Source organism: Brevibacterium ravenspurgense, assembly GCF_001584615.1.
GTDB lineage: Bacteria > Actinomycetota > Actinomycetes > Actinomycetales > Brevibacteriaceae > Brevibacterium > Brevibacterium ravenspurgense.
In genome coordinates this window covers 44,149-63,675 of record NZ_LQQC01000012.1, presented here as the reverse complement: position 1 = coordinate 63,675, position 19,527 = coordinate 44,149, and the positions used below count along the sequence as shown (strand labels likewise).

At 63.5% G+C, this 19,527-nt stretch carries 19 protein-coding genes; 11 read left to right on the top strand and 8 right to left on the bottom strand.

All coding sequences use genetic code 11. From position 1 onward, the window contains the following. Positions 1-15: 15 nt before the first annotated feature. Together pheA and Bravens_RS08950 are read right to left on the bottom strand one after the other, a co-directional pair. On the bottom strand, positions 16-960 hold the full coding sequence (gene pheA / locus Bravens_RS08955) for a prephenate dehydratase (protein ID WP_062022599.1): 945 nt from the start codon (positions 958-960) through the stop codon (positions 16-18). Then, positions 957-1,841, bottom strand: coding sequence for a DUF5926 family protein (locus tag Bravens_RS08950; protein WP_062022595.1), 885 nt, complete (start codon positions 1,839-1,841; stop codon positions 957-959). Before Bravens_RS08950 ends, pheA begins: the two co-directional genes overlap by 4 nt. A gap of 107 nt (positions 1,842-1,948) precedes the next feature. Here Bravens_RS08950 and Bravens_RS08945 point away from each other — a divergent pair, with 107 nt between their 5' ends. The 6 genes from Bravens_RS08945 (at position 1,949) to Bravens_RS08920 (ending at position 8,305) form a co-directional block, all read left to right on the top strand. After that, entirely contained in the window at positions 1,949-2,536 is a 588-nt protein-coding gene (locus Bravens_RS08945) for a GNAT family N-acetyltransferase (protein WP_062022594.1), read from the top strand. 67 nt (positions 2,537-2,603) lie between these two features. Beyond that, the gene (locus tag Bravens_RS08940) at positions 2,604-3,047 is read left to right on the top strand and encodes a thioesterase family protein (protein ID WP_062022591.1); all 444 of its coding nucleotides are present in this window, start codon (positions 2,604-2,606) and stop codon (positions 3,045-3,047) included. A gap of 182 nt (positions 3,048-3,229) precedes the next feature. Further along, a complete protein-coding gene (locus Bravens_RS08935; RefSeq protein WP_062022587.1) occupies positions 3,230-4,810 on the top strand; it encodes an ABC transporter substrate-binding protein in 1,581 nt (526 codons plus the stop codon). Between the two features lie 8 nt (positions 4,811-4,818). Further along, positions 4,819-5,763 (top strand): ABC transporter permease, encoded by a 945-nt coding sequence (locus Bravens_RS08930; RefSeq protein WP_061941491.1) that lies wholly within the window; start codon positions 4,819-4,821, stop codon positions 5,761-5,763. Positions 5,764-5,765: 2 nt separating this feature from the next. After that, positions 5,766-6,659, top strand: coding sequence for an ABC transporter permease (locus Bravens_RS08925; protein ID WP_231863975.1), 894 nt, complete (start codon positions 5,766-5,768; stop codon positions 6,657-6,659). Beyond that, positions 6,659-8,305: an ABC transporter ATP-binding protein gene (locus tag Bravens_RS08920; protein WP_062022585.1), complete on the top strand. Its 1,647-nt coding sequence runs from the start codon at positions 6,659-6,661 to the stop codon at positions 8,303-8,305. Before Bravens_RS08925 ends, Bravens_RS08920 begins: the two co-directional genes overlap by 1 nt. 83 nt (positions 8,306-8,388) lie before the next feature. Here Bravens_RS08920 and dctP read toward each other — a convergent pair whose 3' ends face one another. The 3 genes from dctP to Bravens_RS08905 are packed head-to-tail and all read right to left on the bottom strand — an operon-like array spanning position 8,389 to position 11,806. Further along, positions 8,389-9,693: a TRAP transporter substrate-binding protein DctP gene (gene dctP / locus Bravens_RS08915; protein WP_244878147.1), complete on the bottom strand. Its 1,305-nt coding sequence runs from the start codon at positions 9,691-9,693 to the stop codon at positions 8,389-8,391. Next, entirely contained in the window at positions 9,690-11,216 is a 1,527-nt protein-coding gene (locus tag Bravens_RS08910) for a TRAP transporter large permease (protein ID WP_062022573.1), read from the bottom strand. Before Bravens_RS08910 ends, dctP begins: the two co-directional genes overlap by 4 nt. Beyond that, entirely contained in the window at positions 11,213-11,806 is a 594-nt protein-coding gene (locus tag Bravens_RS08905; RefSeq protein WP_062022570.1) for a TRAP transporter small permease, read from the bottom strand. Before Bravens_RS08905 ends, Bravens_RS08910 begins: the two co-directional genes overlap by 4 nt. 251 nt (positions 11,807-12,057) lie before the next feature. On the opposite strand from Bravens_RS08905, the gene Bravens_RS08900 reads away from it, so the two are divergent. From Bravens_RS08900 to Bravens_RS08880, 5 genes are all read left to right on the top strand, one after another. Further along, on the top strand, positions 12,058-13,302 hold the full coding sequence (locus Bravens_RS08900) for an acetyl-CoA C-acetyltransferase (RefSeq protein WP_062022567.1): 1,245 nt from the start codon (positions 12,058-12,060) through the stop codon (positions 13,300-13,302). Positions 13,303-13,470: 168 nt separating this feature from the next. Then, positions 13,471-14,262 (top strand): electron transfer flavoprotein subunit beta/FixA family protein, encoded by a 792-nt coding sequence (locus Bravens_RS08895; RefSeq protein WP_026022851.1) that lies wholly within the window; start codon positions 13,471-13,473, stop codon positions 14,260-14,262. A 33-nt stretch (positions 14,263-14,295) separates the two neighbouring features. After that, positions 14,296-15,246 carry an electron transfer flavoprotein subunit alpha/FixB family protein gene (locus Bravens_RS08890; RefSeq protein ID WP_019175941.1) on the top strand — a complete coding sequence of 317 codons (951 nt, stop codon included), beginning with the start codon at positions 14,296-14,298 and terminating at the stop codon, positions 15,244-15,246. A gap of 97 nt (positions 15,247-15,343) precedes the next feature. Next, positions 15,344-16,441, top strand: a complete 1,098-nt coding sequence (locus Bravens_RS08885) for a YihY/virulence factor BrkB family protein (protein WP_062022564.1) — start codon at positions 15,344-15,346, stop codon at positions 16,439-16,441. A 62-nt stretch (positions 16,442-16,503) separates the two neighbouring features. After that, entirely contained in the window at positions 16,504-16,740 is a 237-nt protein-coding gene (locus Bravens_RS08880) for a YtxH domain-containing protein (protein ID WP_019175943.1), read from the top strand. Positions 16,741-16,844: 104 nt separating this feature from the next. Here Bravens_RS08880 and Bravens_RS08875 read toward each other — a convergent pair whose 3' ends face one another. From Bravens_RS08875 to Bravens_RS08865, 3 genes are all read right to left on the bottom strand, one after another. Further along, the gene (locus Bravens_RS08875; protein WP_141738891.1) at positions 16,845-17,381 is read right to left on the bottom strand and encodes a hypothetical protein; all 537 of its coding nucleotides are present in this window, start codon (positions 17,379-17,381) and stop codon (positions 16,845-16,847) included. Positions 17,382-17,398: 17 nt separating this feature from the next. Continuing rightward, a complete protein-coding gene (gene cls / locus Bravens_RS08870) occupies positions 17,399-18,880 on the bottom strand; it encodes a cardiolipin synthase (protein WP_062022561.1) in 1,482 nt (493 codons plus the stop codon). A 110-nt stretch (positions 18,881-18,990) separates the two neighbouring features. Further along, the gene (locus tag Bravens_RS08865) at positions 18,991-19,449 is read right to left on the bottom strand and encodes a MaoC family dehydratase (RefSeq protein WP_019175946.1); all 459 of its coding nucleotides are present in this window, start codon (positions 19,447-19,449) and stop codon (positions 18,991-18,993) included. Positions 19,450-19,527: the final 78 nt, after the last annotated feature.

Here is a 19,527-nt window from a genome sequence, read left to right as displayed (position 1 = left end):
GCATGTTTGGCCTGCTCAGCTGAGGTAGGAGCGGATTCCTTCAACCCACGCGTCGGCCGCCTCGAAGCAGTCTGCGGTCATTCGCGGATCCACCGGTTCGACCGAGGACTCCGCCGCTGGATAGGACCCGAGGAACTGCACGCGCCTGGCCAGCCTATGCACACCGGCGAGCGCCTCGGAGATCCGCGGTTCAGCCACGTGGCCGACAAGGTCGAGGGAGAACTGGTAGAGGCCCAGCCCGTCGCCGGTCGGCCGCGATTCAATGCGGGCGAGGTTGACTCCGCGGGTCGAGAACTGTTCGAGCAGTTCGAGCAGAGACCCCGCACGGTCGGAGGCCAGTGCCGCGACGATCGTGGTCTTGTCCGCTCCCGTGGCAGGAGGCATTGCGGCAGGCTTGCGCACCAGAACGAAACGAGTGACGGTGTCATGGCGATCGCCGATGTCATCGGCGAGGACTTCGAGCCCGTACCGCTGGGCGGCAAGAGCCGGGCACACGGCCGCCTGATAGTCACTGCCGTCTTCGGCGGCGGTCTGTGCGGCGGCAGCGGTGCTCGAAGCCGGCACGTAGGTTGCACCGGGCAGGTGCCCAGCCACCCAGCCGCGTGTCTGTGCTTCCGCGTGGGGGTGCGTGCCGAAGGCAGTGATGTCGCTCAGCTGCGTTCCGGGGCGCGCCGCGAGCACAAAGCGGACGTCGATGAGGGTTTCCGCAACAATCTGCAGCTCTCCGTGCCGGGTGAGCGCATCAAGCGTTGCAGGCACCCCGCCTTCGACCGAGTTCTCCATGGGCACAACCGCCCCCGAAAGGTCGCCGGCGGCCACCGCCGCGAGCGCTTCGTCCACACTGTGTGCGGGGATGCGCTGCGCGTCGGCAAAACCGCGATCTGCAATCAGGCGCAGGAGCGCGGCTTCCGTGAAGGTTGCCGCTGGGCCCAGGAACCCGAAGCGCAGGGTGTCTGTCATCGGATGGTCAGCTGACGCGACACGACTCCGGCACGCGCACGGCGCTCATCAGCGCTGAGCGGTTCCGTGTTCTTCAGCGCCTGGGCCAGGATTTCGGCGAATTCGCCGAGGACAGCGTCGACGTCGTCGGCTGTGACATCGCTGCCGACTTCCCACACCGGGATGACGATGCCCTGTGTGCGGAAAGTGCCCAGGTAGCGGCCGATGCCGCCGAGGGTGTTCTTGCCGTCCGCGTGCAGGCGAGCCAGGGCGTCCATGACGGTGTCTTCGTTTTCGCCGATCGCCCAGCGGACGTAGCGGCCGTCACCCATTTCGGTCCAGTAGGCACCCTCAGCTTCGACGAGCTTGTCAGTGGGGCTGATGAGGTTGTTGGCCTGTTCGATGGCCGCCTGGGTGTCTTCGTCACCGTCAAGCGAACCGTCCTGCGGAAGCCAGTAGTCGAAGGTTTCGTGGACGCGAACCTTGAACGGAGCGTCAAGGTCGAGAATGTCCTGCAGGCGCGGACCCTGGCCGGGGCTGCTGGTCGCAGCAACGAAGCTGCCGGGTTCCATGTCTTTGACTTCCAGCAGTGCCGCGGCAAGGTCACGCGAGGGGTCGGGGCTGGACACTGCCACCTGGAGGCCGCCGAAGATGACACCGTCGTGGCGCTTGTGTGCCTGCCAGGCGGAAGGAAGGAGTGAGGCGATGACGACTTCGTCGCCGCCGAATTCGTCTTTCAGCTTGGCCGTGGCGGTTGCCGCAGGCACGAGCTCCTTAAGGCTGACGATGTCGACCTCAAACGGCAGACCCTCGTAGGGGCGGGGCACAAAGGCTGCGGCCTGGGCTTTTGCGAGGCGCTTGGCAATAACGTCTTTTGATGACTTCCTGGACTTCTTTCCCATGCCGCACAGTCTACGTGTGCACTGGCGCTGCTTATACCACTGGGCGCTCAGAACCTGAGGGGCAGGCCCCGCCTCAGTGCACGCGGCTCACGCCGTAATCTCGAAGCATGCTGTACCCCGGATTGCAGGCAGATAAGGTCGCCGCGCGACACCGCCGCTACGCGGAGGCGCTCATGGCGGCCAGCTTCACCTTCGAGCTGCTCACACCCGAACTCAGCGACGACGTCGAAGCACTCATCACGGGTCTTGCGCCAACGCCCGACCCAGATTCGAAGACGCTCGTGCCGTTCCACGTGGGAGAGCAGGACGCAGGTCTCGTAGCGCTCAACGACGCCGGTGAGATCGTCGCCGCTCTCGTTGTCACAGCCGTTGACTTCAGCTCCGGCAACCAGCAGGAGCAGACCCCCACAGCACTGTTTATCCGCGGCCTGGCAACCGATCCGGACTTCCGGGGCAAAGGCCTGGGCACCGTTCTTCTGGGCATGGCCCCGCAGATCCTCAAACAGGCGGGCCTGCCCACCCGCTGCCGTCTGATCACGCAGATCCCGCAGGAACGCGCCACGTTCTTCCACCGCGCCGGTTTCCAGGTGTGGGAGCACGGTACGGAAACCCCGCAGTCCGTGACCGACATGATGGAAACCCTCCTGCCGAAAGTCGCCGACGAACCCTGCCTGACCTTCCGTGAAGTAGCCTGAGCAGACCCGGGGATCTGGCACCTCGTGATTTCCAGCAGACCCACCCGACCTGCACCCAGGAGGACGCATGACCGCGATCACCCCGTACCGCACCGAGATCAAGCAGGAGTGGATCGACTACAACGGGCACCTGTCAGAGGCCTACTACGTGCTCATCTGCGGTTTTGCCACGGATCAGCTCATGATCGACATCGGGTTGGATGAGGAGTACCGCAAGAGCACGGGATGTTCGCTCTACACGGTTGAGACCCACCTGCGGTATCTGCGGGAAATCGGCTTGGGCGCTGAAGTCGAGGTACGTCCGCGCGTGGTCGGCGCCGCCGGCAAGAAGCTGCACATCGCCTACGAAATGTTCCACGGCGATGACCTCCTGTTCACAGAGGAAGTCATGTGCCTGCACGTCGACCAGAAGGCCGGACGCGCTGCCGACTTCCCCGACGAGGTGCTGAAGCGCCTGCAGCCGCTGATCGAAGAATCGCCCGCCTGGCTGGGCCGTTCAATCTCGATGTGAGGCTCCAGCGCTGATCTTTGATACGCACATCGCGCCTGAAAGCAGCGCCCGTCGGACGGAAACGGCCGGCGGGCGCTTTTCGTGCAGTGACTTCCGAATGGCCGGAAGCCTCACCCGCGAAGCCGCCTATCGTGTTACCGTGATTTTCGCCAAGGTAACTCAGATAATGTGAAAGCAGGCGAATGATGGCGACCAAAAACGGCACCGAATTGCTCAGCCGTCGCATCAGCCGTCGCCGCCTACTCGGAACAGCAACAGCCGTCGGTGCGGCCGGCATGCTCAGTGCCTGCGGCGTGAATACGACTCCTGAGTTCGACCTGACCAAACCCGTCAAGGGCGGAAAGCTGCGAGTGGGCCTGACCGGCGGAACATCAGCCGACACCGTCGATGCGCACATCTCTGTCAACACCACCGACATCTGCCGCCAGCAGAATATGTACGAGGGCCTCATCGCCCGCGGCCACGACTACGAAGTCGAATACCGCCTGGCCACATCGGTAGAGCCCAACGAAGACGCAACCGTGTGGACGGCCAAGCTGCGCGAGGGCGTGAAGTTCTCCGACGGTCGCGAAATGACTGCCGAAGACGTCATCGCCTCCTATGACCGCATTCGCGACCCCGACGACCCGAAGACGAACGCGGCCGTGCTCTCAACGCTCGACACAATGCACGCCAAGGGCAAATACGAAGTCGAGTTCCGCTTCAGCGCACCCAACAGCGTCTTCGACGACCCCATGTCGCACTACGCCACATCGATCGTCCCGGCCGACTACGACCCGAAGAAGCCCGTCGGCACGGGTCCGTTCATGCTCAAGTCCTTCGAACCGGCACTGTCGACCGTGCTGGAGCGGAATCCGCACTACTGGGACGGAACACCCCACCTGGACGAAATCGAACTGCTGAACTTCAACGACACTGACGCCGTCATCAACGCCCTGCTGTCCAACCAGGTGGACTGTGTGGCACAGATTCCCGTGTCGCTGGTCGAGGTCATCGAAGCTGACGAGCGCATGAAGATCCTCAACTCCGAGACCGGCATGTGGCTTCCCTTCACCATGCGAGTGGACAAGGCGCCGTTTGACGACAAGCGCGTTCGCCAAGCCTTCCGCTTGGCTATTGACCGCGAGCAGATGGTCAACCAGGTGCTCTCCGGCTACGGCCAGGTGGGCAACGACATGTTCGGCGTCTACGACCCCGACTACCCCAAGCAGTTCCCTCAGCGGCGCCGCGACGTCGAGAAGGCCAAGAAGCTGCTAGCTGAGGCCGGGCATCCCGACGGCCTCACGGTTGAGCTGGTCACCGCGCCCATCCAGTCCGGCACTGTCGAAGCCGCCCAGGTCTTCGCCCAACAGGCCCGCGACGCCGGCATCGACATCAAAATCCGCCGGGTGGACACCACCACGTTCTTCGGCGACAACTACCTGAAGTGGGATTTCGCGCAGTCGTTCTGGTACACCCGCAACTTCGCCCCGCAGGCGGATCAGTGCCTCATGGACAATTCCCCGTTCAACGAAACCAACTGGGCCAGCGAAAAGACAAACGACATCGTCAAGCGAATCCAAGCCGAAACCAATCCCGAAAAGCGCAAGAAGATCATCCAGGAGGGCCAGAAGCAGCAGTACGACGAAGGCGGATACATCATCTGGGGCTTCGCCAACCAGGTCGACGCCTACCAGAAATACGTCGGCGGCCTGAAGGAAGACGCCACCGGCATCCCGCTTTCCGGTTTCCGGTTCCGCGACGTGTGGATTGCGCAGGCATAGGCGACACCATGGCACAGCTCATCTTCAAACGACTGCTCATCAGCATTTTCGTGCTGCTGGCGATCTCCGTCATCATCTTCGCGGCCACCCTGCTCCTGCCGGGTGACCCCGCCCGGGCCATCCTCGGCCAGCAGGCCACACCGGAAAGGCTCGCCGCGCTGCGCGAGCAGATGGACCTCGACAAGCCGGCCGTCGTCCGGTACTTCCTGTGGCTGGGAGGCCTCTTCACCGGAGACTTCGGCACGTCAGCGGCCACCGGCGGTCCGGTTTCACAGCTGCTGGCTCCGCGCATCGGCAATTCGATCATCCTCATGCTGCTGGCAGCCGTCGTGTCCGTCCCGGTCGGCCTGTTCTTCGGCATTGTGTCGGCCATTCACCGCGGCAAGCGCCGCGATTCGGCCATCACGTGGGTCACGCTGATCCTCGCGGCTATGCCGGAGTTCGTTGTCGGTGTCGGCCTCATCACCATTTTTGCAACGACAGTCTTCCCCATTCTGCCGGCAGTGACGATGTCTCCGCCGGGAACACCGGTCTGGAAGCTGCCGCTGCAGCTGATCCTGCCCACACTCACCCTGGCCCTGGTCGTCGCACCGTATATCGCCCGCATGATGCGAACGACAATGGCGGAGGTGCTTGACTCCGGCTACGTCGAAATGGCCAGGCTCAAGGGCGTTCCCGAACGCACCGTCATCCTGCGCCACGCGGTGCCCCACGCCATCGGCCCGGTCGCGCAGGTCATCGCCATCCAGCTGGCCTGGCTGGCCGGCGGCGTTGTGGTCGTGGAGTTCCTCTTCCGCTACCCCGGCATCGGACAGGCGCTCATCGACGCGGTCACCTACCGCGACGTCCAAGTGGTTCAGGCCATCACCCTGCTCGTGGCAATCGTGTACATCGTGGTCAACCTGTTGGCTGACATCGTCGGCATCGTCACCAACCCGAAGCTGAGGAAGTGATCATGTCAGATCAGCAGAGCCTCACGCCGGCAGACGAAGGCGTCAAAGAATCCCTCAGCCGTCCCCCGCACGTCCTCAAGCGCATCTGGGCGCAGCGCGAGGGCAAGATCGGCGTGATCATCACCGTCACCGTCGTGGCGCTGGCACTCCTCGGACCGCTGCTGGCAGCGCCCATCACGGGCGTGACCCCGTACGAGTTCGTCGGCAAGCCCTTCTCGAACCACGGCCTGTTCGGCACTGACAACCTCGGCCGCTCGGTCGGATCGCGCTTCCTTGCGGGCGGCCTGCTTCTGCTCGTCTACTCCGTTCTGGCAACGGCGCTCGGCATGGTCGTCGGCGCCGTGTTCGGCATGCTCGCCGCCTACGCCGGCGGGGCCGTCGATTCGCTCATCATGCGCATCAACGACGTGTTCCTCGCCGTACCGCAGCTGGTCTTCGCCCTGCTGGCCGTGACGATCGCCGGGCCGAAGGGCTGGGTGCTCGTGCTCGTCATCGGCCTGACCCACGCTCCCCGCATTGCCCGTGTTGCCCGTTCGGCCACTCTGAGCGTCATCAGCGAGGACTACATTCGGGCGGCGGAAATGTACGCGGTGCCGCGCTGGAAGATCATCGGGCGCGAAATCCTGCCGAACATCACCGGGCCCATGTCCGTCGAAGCCGGCCTGCGCCTGACCTACTCGATCGGCGCGATCGCATCGCTGTCCTTCCTGGGGCTGGGCATGCAGCCGCCGCAGGCCGACTGGGGCCTGATGATCAACGAAAACCGGATCGCCCTGACCGTCCAGCCGTGGGGAGTTCTGCTCTCCGTCATTGCCATCGCGGTTCTGACGATCGGCACCAACCTGCTGGCGGACGCGATTGCCCGCGCCACGGCCTCGACGAATGTGGAGCAGTGATGACGAAACATCCCAATGTTCTCGAAATGCGCGGCCTGCGCGTCGAAGCCGTCGGCGGCAAGGAGATCCTCCACGGCATCGACCTGACGGTTCGCCGAGGTGAAATGCTCGGACTCGTCGGCGAGTCCGGCTCGGGCAAAACCACCGCGGGCCTTGCTGCTATGGGGCATTTCCGGGCAGGTCTGCTGCAGACCGGCGGAACGTCCACGATCTACCCGAACACGCCCAGCGAAGGCCGCGAGAAGATCGTGGTCGAAGAGCTGAACGATGACGAAACCCGGTTCCTGCGCGGCGAGCGCATCGCCTACATTCCCCAGGACCCCGCGCTTTCGCTCAACCCCGCGATCCGCGTGGGTGACCAGATCCGAGAAGTGCTCGACATCCACGGCTACGGAGACTCCGAACGGGAGCGCGCTGCCCGTGTTGCCGAAGTGCTCGAAGACGTCGGCCTGCCTTCGGACCGGGAATACCAGAAACGATGGCCGCACCAGCTGTCCGGCGGTCAGCAGCAGCGCATCGGCATTGCGATGGCGTTCGCCATGTTCCCCGACGTCCTCATCCTCGATGAGCCGACCACCGGCTTGGACGTGTCCACGCAGGCTCACGTGCTCGACACGATTCAGCAGATGACCAAGCGACACGGGGTTGCCGGCATCTACATCACCCACGACCTCGCCGTCGTCGCCGATGTCACCGACCGCGTGGCCGTCATGCTGCGCGGCGACATCGTCGAGGAGGGCCCGGTCGAGCAGGTTCTGCACGACCCCCAGCACCCCTACACGCAGCGTCTGCTGACATCGGTTCCAGACCTTGCCGGCCGCAAGACAATCGGCGGGACAGATGCGAGCACCGCAAGCGGCGGCATCCCCACCGCGGCGGAAGCCGACGCTGCCGAGGTTCCAGCCCTCGAGGTCCGCGATCTCAAGCTCTCCTACGGTTCGAACATGGTGCTGCGCGGCATCAACATGGAGCTTAAGCCGGGTCGATGCACCATGCTCTTGGGCGAATCGGGCTCTGGCAAGACCACGCTGTCGCGCTCAATTGCGGGCCTTATCGACCACTACACGGGTTCGGTGAGTCTGGATGGTGACGTCCTGCCGAACAGCACCCGCAAACGCTCCGTCAAACAGCTCCAGGGCCTGCAGTACGTGTTCCAGTCGCCGTATTCGTCGCTCAACCCGCGCCGCACAATCGGCGAATCGCTGACGGTTCCGCTCGAGATGAACCGCGACCTGACACCGGCGCAGCGCCGCGGCTTTGTCGAGGAGGCACTTGACGCGGTGCGGCTGGGCCGGACGTTCTACGACCGCCGGCCCGGCGACCTTTCCGGCGGTGAGCGTCAACGCGCGGCGATTGCCCGGGCGCTCGTCAACGCGCCGAATGTGCTGGTGTGCGACGAGGTCACGAGCGCCCTCGACGTGTCGGTTCAGGCTTCGATCATCGGCCTGCTGCGCCGGCTCAAGGTGGAACGCGGTCTTGCAATGCTGTTCGTCACCCACAACATCACACTCGCCCGGCACATTGCCGACGACATTGCAGTGCTCAACAAGGGCGAAATCGTCGACTTCGGTCCTGTCGACGAGGTGCTCCGCTCACCCTCGCACGCCTACACAAAGGCGCTCCTGGAAGACGTCCCCACTCTCTAAACCAAGCGGCCCGCAGCAGAATTGCCCAACGCGACGATAAGGGGCGGTGTGCACTCGGCACGCCGCCCCTTACAGTCCTCGCTCTATGACTTCGCGCCTTCTTTTCCGCTGATGCCGCCGGGTCGGTGCGGCAGGATGACCTCTTCGTACACGGCTTGGCCGAAGGGCACATAGTCCGTGTTCCGGTCGTACCACTCATCCATCGTGCCGAAGTCTCCCCCGTCGGAGTAGCCGAGCTCTTCGGCTTTCTTCTGCCACTTTTCGAGCACGTCGGCAAACCGCTTTTCGGTGCCCTCCTCGAGCAGACCCTGTTCTTCGACGCTGCCAGCAAGCTCCCGGTTGAACGCTTTGAGTTTCGCCTGCAGCGGCTTTTCCAGCGGTTCGATCTTTCCACCCTGGGCGTGAATCGTCTTGACGGCCAGGTGGTTGCCGCCGATTGAGCGGTCCATCTGTCCCTGGAAGGACCCGCTGTAGCTGTCGAAGATGATCTGCCTGTACGCCAGCGGCAGGGTGCTGAACCGCTGTCCGGCGATGACCGCACCAACCGCACGGGGTGCCGAGGTGTCTGTCAGGTATCCCGTGTACTGCGCCACTTCGAACAGCCCGGCTTCTGCCGACGGCACCATCTGTCCCAGGGTGCAGTCGATTGTCTTGCGCTGCAGGGCTTCGTAGGTTTCCGTGTAGTCCAGGGACAGCGGTGTGCCGCCAAGAGCTTTCACGTAGCCGACCTGCGAGCGCGAGCCCACGCGGATTTGGCGGCCGCCGTAGTCGTCTGTCCCGAAGCCGTCGGTGTTGCACTGGCTGGAGTAGCTGCCCGAGGCGGAAACCGGGTTGAGCGGGTACACGCCTTTCTTTGCGTACTGCTCCAGCACTTTCTGGGAGCCCCAGCCAATCTCAGTCGAGGCGGCATTGGCGACCATCTCGCCGACGAATGGCGACGGGTCGGCTTCTGACAGCAGGTCGCCGACCGCCCCTGCTGCGGGGAATTCCTGCGGCAGATAGGCCGGCAGCGTGTAGGCCAAATCGAGGCGGCCGTCCGCCAGTGCGTCGAACACTTCGCCGTAGCCGGCAATCGCCTGTCCGTAGACGATTTTGACCGTGATCTTGCCACCGGAGCGTTCGCTGATTTCCTGCGCCCACTGAGGGGCTGACTCAATCTCTTTGAGCTTCGGCGAGGCTTCCGACGGCTGGTAGGTCAGCGTGACCGGCGGGAGGTCTGCAATCGCCTCGAGCACCTCGTCCTGGGAAGCCCCGTAGGCGTAGCCGGTGCCCGACCCCTCCCCTGACAGCGCGCCTCCGGCAACCGAACCGGCGCACCCGGTCAGGACCACGGCCCCAGCGGTGCAGACCGCGGCGAGCATCCTCATCGTGCGGGAGTGTGTCATCATCGTCCTCCTGCGGACTCAAGCAGGCCGGGCAGCCATTCAGCGACCTGCGGAAACGCGATCATGAAAACCAAGAACAGCAACGGGATCGGCAGGAACCACACGAGCGACCGGAAAACATCGCCCAGACTGATCTCAGTGCCGAGGTTGACGTCCGGTTTCTTCGCAATCGTGTGCACGATGTAGGACAGGATGCCCACCGGAGGGGTGATCATGCCGATTTCACCGAGCAGCACCACGAACACCCCGAACCACAGCGCGTTCACGCCCATCGCCTCAACAGCCGGAAGCAGGATCGGCACGGTCAGCAGCATCATCGCCAGGGTGTCGAAGAACATGCCCATCACCAGGTAGACCCCGATGAGAACCACGAGGAAGCCCACGCGCGACAGTCCCAGACCGGTGACGAAGCCGGTGAGGATCTCCGCCAGGCCCGTAATCGCCAGCAGGCGGGTGAGCATTTCCGCCCCGATCATGATGAAGAAGATCGCGGCGGAGGCGCTGACCGTGGCAAGTGCCGCGCGGGCCACACAGGCAAAAGGCTTGTTTCCGCGCTGTTCGATGAGGGTGAGGATGAGAGCCGTGAGTGCCGCTGCTGCACCGGCTTCCGTCGGGGTGAAAGCACCTGAGAACATTCCGCCGAACAGGACCACGAGGATGACGGGGAAGCCCCACACTTCACCGAGTGAACTGAGCCTCTGCGCCCATGTGGCGGAGGGACCACGATTGCCACCCCTGCCCACGAGCTTTGGCGACACGATGCCGAGCAGAAGGATGAACAGCGCGACGAACACCGCGACCAGCAGACCGGGCACCGCACCGGCCACCAGCTGTGGACCCACCGGCACCGAGGCGATGCCGGCGTAGACCACCAGAAGAATGGACGGCGGAATGAGGTTGCCGGGCAGACCCGCAACGATGACCGAACCGAGCGCTACCCGCTTGTCGTAGCCTGCACGAAGCATTTCCGGAATCGCGGCCCGCCCCAGGGCATAGGTCATGCCGATTGTCGAGCCCGACACTGACGACAGTCCGGCACCGGCCGCGGTTGTGCCGATTGCCAGACCACCGGGCAGCCACGAGAACCAGCGGTCGGTGGCCCGGTAGATCTTCTGCGTCAGCCCCGACTGCGATAGGAGCATGCCCATGAAGATGAACAGCGGCAACACCGAATAGGTCCACTTCGCGGTGGCCGTATACGGCGTCGTGGCGAGGATGTTGACGGTCGCGGGAATCCCGGAAAGACCGTAGACGCCGATGATCGATGGGATGGCGAGCGCTGCTGCCACGGGAACCCCGAGGAACATGAGCACCAGCATCATTCCGATGCACCACGCGCCGGCAATCGGCGCGGTCGGCGACAGGAAGAAGCCGACGATCGTGCCTATCAGCAGCGCCGTGCCGACGAGCATGACTCCCATGCTGCGCGGCCTGAAGCGCGTGTTGCGCGGAAGGAACGAGGTGCCGGGACCGGCGCTGATGCGCGGTCGGCCGGCTTTTTCGGGCAGGGGTGTTGTCATGGTCATGACCGAACCTCCGTGCTGCGCGGCTCGGTTTCGCCGCCGCCGGGCGCGGTGTTCTCTTCGACTTCCGCGATTTCCTTTTCGACTTCCGACACGTAGATCTGTTCAGGTTCGTCTGACAGCACGGCGCGGAAATAGGTAATGGCCTCAAGGACGCAGATGAGCGTCATCAGTCCGAACACAACGGGCAGGAGGAAGAACACCGGCCACGTAATGATCGTGGTCACCCCGGCTGTCGCCCCGAGCTCCATCTGCTCGACCGCGCGGTGCAGGCCGAACCACGCAAAGCCCGCACACACTGCCGCTGTGGCCAGACTCGCCAAGAGCATGCACCAGCCGGCGGCACGAGCACTCATGCGGTCCAGCAGAAGTGCCACGACAATGTGCTCGCGCTGCAGTTGAGCGACCGGTATGCCCAGAAGGGCAATGATCGGCAGATACCAGAATCCCGCGATCTCGTTTGTGCCGTAGATGGGTGTGGAGAAGAAAAAGCGCGAAAGCGCGTTGATGACGACGTGCAGCATCATGACGATGATGACGAGCGCAGTGATGACACTCAGCACTCTGCCGAGCAGCTTTGACAGCTGTTGCATGCGCAGACCCCTTCATTGCGGTCAACGGAAACTTGAGTCATCCTCTCAGACAATCTGGCCGAGCGGAACAGCTCTGCGAAAGATTCTTGGCATTCGATACACAACGGAGACAACAGCAAACCCGCAGATCAGGCGGGGTGCGCTTATAACGTTGCCGCAGAATTTCAAACGATCGTTCTACCCGGTGTCGCGCAGAGTGCCCCAGCCCTCTATTGTGGGGAGCGACACAGAACAGAACCCAAGGGGATTCATTGACCGACATCGTGATCTGCTCACCCGTCCGCTCCGCGGTCGGTGCTTTCGGCGGGCAGTTCAGGGACGTGCCCGTCGAAGACCTCGCCTCTGAGGTCATCGCGGGACTCATGAAGACTTCCGGTCTGCCCGGTGACGCCGTCGACGACGTCATCCTCGGCAATTGCTATCCCACGACGGAAGCCCCCGCGCTCGGCCGCGTGGCAGCACTCAACGCGGGACTGCCGCTGAACGCCGGCGGTTCGCAGGTTGACCGCCGCTGCGGTTCCGGGCTCTACTCGGTTCTCCTGGCGGCCGGCGAAATCGCCACGGGAGCAGCCACGGTCGTCATCGCCGGCGGCGCTGAATCCATGAGCCGCGCACCGTTCTACACGGAAGAGATCCGCTTCGGCGTGAAGGCCCCCGGCATCAACCTCAAGGACGGACTCACGCGCGGCCGCACCACCGCCGGCGGCAAAAACCACCCCGTTCCCGGCGGCATGATCGAAACCGCCGAAAACCTCCGCGCCGACTACGGCATCGGCAGGGAAGAACAGGACGTCCTGGCCGTCGAATCCCACCGCCGGGCAGCAGCCGCCGTTGAGGGCGGGCGCTTTGCCGACGAAATCGTGCCGATCACAATCCCGGCTGACCGCAAGACCCCCGAATATCAGGTGACGGCCGACGAACACATCCGGCCCGGCACCTCGGCAGAAAAACTCGGAAAACTGCGTCCCATCATGGGCAGGCAGGACCCGAACGCGACCGTGACCGCCGGCAACGCGTCCGGCCAGAACGACGGTGCGGCAGCTTGCATCGTCACCACCCTGGACAGGGCACACGAACTCGGCCTGACCCCCATGGTGCGCCTGGTGTCGTGGGCGCAGGCCGGGGTTGACCCCACCCGGATGGGCATCGGCCCCGTCTCCGCAACAGCCTCGGCCCTCGAGCGGGCCGACCTCAGACTTGCCGATATCGACCTCATAGAACTCAACGAGGCCTTCGCCGCCCAGGCACTCGCGGTCACCCGCGAGTGGGGCTTTGGAGAGTTCCCCGCAGACGGCGAAATACCCGAATCCAGCGACTTCTCACGCATGAACGTCAACGGATCCGGAATTTCGCTCGGCCACCCGGTCGGTGCGACAGGAGGGCGGATTCTAGCAACCCTGGCGCACGAAATGCACCGTCGCGACGCCCAGTACGGGCTCGAAACCATGTGCATCGGCGGCGGACAGGGACTGGCCGCTGTGTTTGAGCGGATCTGAGGCGGCAGCCGGGGACCATGTGGAACACGCCACAGGATCTCGGCGCAGCCAAACCAGAGAAAACGGTAAGAAAAACCTTGTTTTTTGATTGATACGATCGAAGAACAGCACCTTCGAACAACCGAAGATCGCGGGAAACCGCGAATCCTCAGGAAGGATGACAACCCCATGCGGATTGTTACTTTTGTGAAGTACGTTCCGGACGCCGCCGGCGATCCCGAATTCCTCGATGACAACACCGTCGACCGCGAAAGCGACGGCCTGCTGTCGGAGCTCGACGAATACCCCGTCGAACTCGCACTGACCCTCGCCGAAGAAGCAGACGATGCCGAAGTCATCGCCCTGACCGTCGGTCCGGACGACGCTGTCGACGCTGTCCGCAAGGCCCTCCAGATGGGTGCAGACTCCGGTGTTCACATTGTCGACGACGCCATCGCAGGCTCGGACGCTCTGGCCACCGCGAAGGTTCTCGCCGCCGCAGTCAAGAAGGTCGAAGAAGAAGAGGGTCCGGTCGACCTGATCCTCACCGGCTTCGCATCGACCGACGGCAACACCTCGGTTGTTCCGACCCAGGTTGCCGAACTGCTCGGCTTGCCCGCCGCCACGGTCGTTTCGGCCGCTGAGCTCGACGGCCAGACCATCAAGGCCCGCCGTGACGGCGACTCCTCATCGCGCACCATCGAAGTGCAGCTGCCGGCTCTGGTTTCGGTCACCGACCAGACCAACGACCCGCGCTACCCGTCCTTCAAGGGCATCATGGCCGCCAAGAAGAAGCCGCTGGAAGAGTACGATCTCTCCGAACTCGGCCTCGACGAAGGCGAAGTCGGCGCTGCCGGCTCCTACACCGAAGTTGTTGAGATCGCTGCCGCTCCGCCGCGCCAGGCCGGCGAAATCGTCACCGACGAAGGCGAAGGCGGAAACCAGCTCGTCGAGTGGCTCGCCTCGAAGAAGCTCGTCTGATCCCTGCCCATACCGAATCTCTAAGGAAGATTTATGTCTGAAGTACTCGTACTCGTTGACCACGTGGGCGGAACCGTTCAGAAGTCCACGTTCGAACTCCTCACCGCAGCAGCTCAGCTGGGCGAGCCCGTCGCCGTTTTCGTCGGCTCGGACGCTGACGCCCAGACCGCTGCCGCTGACCTCGGCAAGTACGGCGCAGCGAAGGTCCTCGTCGCATCTGACGCTTCGCTGACCGAATACCTCATCGCCCCGCAGGGTGAGCTCGTCGCTTCGCTCGTCGAGTCGCGTCAGCCGGCTGCCGTTCTCGCTTCGGCTTCGACCGACAACACGGAAGTCCTGGCCCGTTCGGCTGCGAAGACCGGCTCCGGTGTCATGGCCTACGCTTCGGACCTCGATGGTGAAGGCCAGGCCACCCAGTCGGTGTTCGCCGGTGCCTACACCGTCAAGTCGAAGGTCATCAAGGGTGTTCCGCACATCCTGCTCAAGCCCAACTCGGTCGAAGCTGTTGAAGCTGCCGGCGCGGGTGCGGTTGAAGCTGTTGACTTCGCCGCCTCGGACGCTGCCAAGACCGCCAAGATCACCGCTGTCGAAGAAAAGGCAGCCTCCGGCCGTCCCAGCCTGACCGAAGCAGCAGCTGTTGTTTCGGGTGGCCGCGGCACCGGTGGTGACTTCGGTCCGGTCGAACAGTTCGCTGACGCCATCGGCGCGGCCGTCGGTGCTTCGCGCGCCGCTGTTGACGCCGGCTGGTACCCGCACTCCTCGCAGGTGGGTCAGACCGGTAAGGTCGTCTCCCCGCAGCTGTACGTGGCAGCCGGCATTTCCGGTGCTATTCAGCACCGCGCAGGTATGCAGACCTCGAAGAACATCGTCGCCATCAACAAGGACGACGAAGCTCCCATCTTCGAACTGTCGGACTACGGCGTTGTCGGTGACCTCTTCACCGTTCTGCCGCAGGCTACGGAAGCAGTGAACGCACGCAAGTGATGTGACTGATCCTCGCCGACGGGCGCCTCGTCTTCTCTGACGAGGCGCCCGTCGCCGTTTCTGCCCCCGCGCCGGGGGCGCGGGTAGAGTGGGGCGTGTGTCTGACCGCAGTGATCTGTTTCCCCACCGACAAAAGGCGAAGCTGACCCGCACCTCGTGGGCCTACGCCTGGGCGCGGACAATCCAGCGCTTCAGCGACGATCGGCGGATGGATTCGGCGGCTACCCTCTCCTACTACTTCCTTCTGTCTGTCATCCCGGCCCTCGGTGCCGGGATTTCCATGCTGACGGTGTTCGGTCAGGGCCCGACGACTGTCGAGGCGATCCTCAATGTGTTCGAGCAGGTGACCGGCTGGTCGCGTCTGCAGAGTCTGTACGATCCGCTCATGTCGATGGCGCGGTCGTCGGCGAACCTTCCGGTGTTCATCGGCGGCATCATTCTGTCCCTGTGGTCGGCTGGCCGCTATGTGCGCACTTTCGGGCTCATGGTCAACGAGGTGTTCGAGGTGGCCGAGGGCCGCACCTGGTGGGTGCTGCGGTTCCAGTCGTTCCTGGTGACCCTGTTGCTGATTCCGCTCATCATCGCGATTTTCGGTCTGCTGACGGGCCGGACGGACTGGCTTGAGTTCTTCAACCCGCCCGATTCTGCGCTTCTTGCGTGGAAGATCGCCCGGTTTCCGCTGATCGTCCTGTTCATGTTCTTCACGATCGCGGTGCTCGGCGCGTGGACGTCCAATGTGAAGCGGCCGCAGCGCAATCCCCTCACGGTCGGCGCCGGTGTGGCTCTTGTCGCCTGGCTTCTGCTGACCGCGGGTGTGTACTTCTTCGTCATCACTGTCGGCTTCGCATCGGCCTACGGCGCGCTTTCGATTCCGTTTGTGCTGCTCACGTGGCTGTGGCTGACGAACCTGGCGCTTGTCTTCGGAATCCAATTCGACTGCGAGATGCTGCGGGCTCGTCGCCTGCAGTCGGGAATTCCCGCCGAATCTGACATCCTCCTGCCGCCGAAGGCTACCGGCAGGATCATCGGAGTGGAGCGGCGTGAATTCATGCTGTCCTACCTGGGCGCACAGCTGCGCCGCTCTGAAGGCAGGACCGTGGGCAAAGTCGAATACGCGTCGTTCCTGGCTGATCCAACTCTGCGCAGGCTCAAGAAGCTGCGCTTGCGCTTCGGCTCTGGGCGAAGCCGAGATTAGCCCTGGCGGCGGCCGGTTTCTGCCGTAGACTGGAAGTGATCACCCACCACTAAGGAGTGAAAATGAAGAAGCGCTACGTACTTCTGGCCGGCCTGGCTGTCGGATTCGTTCTCGGTTCCCGCAGCGGACGCCAGACCTACGACAAGCTCAAGTCCGAAGCCGAAAAGGTGTGGAACAGCCCCGACGTTCAGGCAGGCGTTCAGCAGGTCACGGAAACGGTCCGCGAACAGGGCCCGGAAGTTGCCGAAAAGATTCAGGAATCCGTACGCGAAGGCGTTGAGAAAGTCCGCAACAGCTGACCCTCTCCCCCAGCGGGTGCGGAGTGCGACCATCGGCCGCCTCCGGCCCGCTTTTCTGTGCCCGAACGCAGCCGAGCAGTCCAGCCCAGGCGAGCGGCGCCTCGTCAGTCTTCGAGGTGCTCGGCAGCCTGAACCACCGTGTTCACCGAGCCGAGAGTCGAAATGAGGGCGGGATCGAGGTTTTCGCCGGTGCCCGGATCAGCAGCATCGACCATGGCGATCACCAGCTGCGCCCCCACCCCGGACTTCGCCAGGGCGAGCGCGTCAGTGGTCATGCCGCCGCGGATTTTGAACTGGCCCAGTCCCACCGCGGTGCGGGTCTGTGCCTCAGCCAGGAAAGCATCGCGGTCGACCTCGCCTGATTCGATCTGCTGCTTCAGCAGGACAGGTTCGCGCAACCATACATCGGGATCGAGCACTCCCGCAGCGGGAAGCTCGTTGAAAAGGTCAAGGATCTGAGTGTCAGAACCTCCGGCGTCGTACCACTCTTCGAGCTTGCGCAGAGCGTCCAGCCCGGGACCGTTTTCAAAAGGCCCGCCGTGCACCGACGGGTCGAAGAAGTCATCGGGAGCTGCCTCGGCAAAGCGCGGGTGGCTGCCGGAACGGGTGGGAACGGGATTGCTGCCGGTGAAGAGCTCCATACTCGGACGATAGCGGTTTACAGCAGCGAAGAGGTCAACCGGCACACGTTTTCCATGTACTTAACACCCAGGGGACGCTGACGCCACACCTCGAGTTCAAGTTCTTCCGACGTCGATGCGTATTCAGCCTGTTCGAGTTCGTACATCCGCGACGCGAAGTCTTCCGACACGATGAGCACTGAGAGCTCCATGTTCATGGTGAAGGAGCGCTCGTCCATGTTCGATGATCCGATGACGGTGATGTCGTCATCGACGATGATGAACTTCGAGTGCAGAACCGTCGGCGCCGGATAGCGGAAAATCCGCACACCGGCCTCAATGAGTTCGTCGTAATAGGATTCCTGCGCTTTCTGCGCAATGTAGTGATTGGACTGTTCAGACACGTAGATCCGCACGTCCACCCCGGAATGCCCAATCGAGACGAGCGCCTGTTTGAGGGACTCGTCCGGCACAAAGTACGGCGAGCAGATGACCAGCTGTTCGGCTGCGTTGTAGATGAGGTGGTTGAACAGCTTGAGGTTGTTCTCCAGTTCAAAGCCCGGGCCGCTGGGCACAACCTGGGCGGCAAGCCCACCGGATTCCGGCGCGTGCAGTTCGAGTGTGAGCTCTTCGGACAGGATGACACCGGTTTCGGCGTACCAGTCGGTTCCGAACACTGCGTCGAGTTCTCGCACCACGGGGCCGCGGCAGGCAATGAACTGGTCTTTCCACTGATAGCCCCGCCGCAGATTCGAGCGCTTGTTGTAGGAAGGGTCGATGATGTTGAGCGATCCCGTGAACCCGAGCGTGCCGTCGACAACCAGCAGTTTGCGGTGGTTGCGCAGGTCGGGCCGCTGGTATTCACCTCGCCACGGGCGGATGGGCAGGCTGCGGTGCCAGTCGATTCCGGATTCATCGAGCATCTTCACGAGCTTCGAATAGCCGGGAAAGCCGAGCGAGCCGATGTGGTCGATGAGCACCCGCACCGTCACACCGCGTTCGTGGGCGCGAAGAAGAGCGTCGAACAGCGGTGCGGAGGTTTGGTCGTAGGCGACGATGTAGAACTCGAAGTGGACGTAGTCTTCGGCTTCATCAACCGCCTGGGCCATCTGCTTGATCGCCTCACCGGTTTCCGGCATGAGGTCGATTTCGTTGCCGTACACCAGCGGCAGTGCGCCCAGCGAAGAGTTGAGCCGGGCGGCTGTCAGGTGCGCTCGGCGCAGGCCCTCTTCCGTGCCGATGATCGCCTGATTGTCGGTGGTTTCCCGGATGAGGTCGGACACTGTCTGCTGTCGGCGGCGTCTGCGCTTGGGAAATTTGGCGCGCCCCAGCATCAGGTAGACGGCAACGCCGATGTACGGGATGAGGTAGATGGCCAGCAACCACCCGAGCGCTGAGGACGGTTTGCGCCTGTACGGCACCCAGCCGAGCACCGCCAGGCGGATGATGAGGTCGGGGATGAGGACCAGCAGAATGCGCCACAGGGGCCACGACGAATCGATCGAGAACAGCCAGTCCATAGGGCCCGAGTATCACTTCCTGTGTGCGGTGCGTCGGGTCGACACAGCTGGTGCCGGCGTGGCCGCCGGCAGCGGCTGCACCAAGCCGAAGCGGGTCAGTCCGAAGCGGGTCAGTCCTCCGGGATCATGATGGTGACGGCCTCCGCGATGCAGGCGGGGCGCTCTTCACCTTCGATTTCGATCGTGTGTGTCATGACCACCTGAATGCCGGAGCTTTTGACGTTCACTTCGGTCAGCTCCACGGTATCGCGCAGGCGTGCCCCGACGCGGACCGGGCTGGGGAACCGCACTTTGTTGCAGCCGTAGTTGATCTTCGCCTTCATGCCGGTGACGCTGACAGCTTCGGATGACAGCAGCGGAATGAGCGACAGCGTCAGGAAGCCGTGGGCGATCGGTGCACCGAAGGGGCCTGCCGCGGCGCGGTCGACGTCAACGTGGATCCACTGGTGGTCGCCGGTTGCATCGGCGAAGGCGTTGATGCGCTGTTGGTCGACCGTGATCCAGCCGCTTGATCCGAGAACCTTGCCGACGTTGTCCTGAAGGCCTTCCAGGCCGTGGATTTCGAGCACCGCTCCTCCTTTGTGTCCGTGCGTCACCCCTGTGTGGCGCACGTTCCCATCCTAGGACCGCGGGCGGCTGTGCGCACT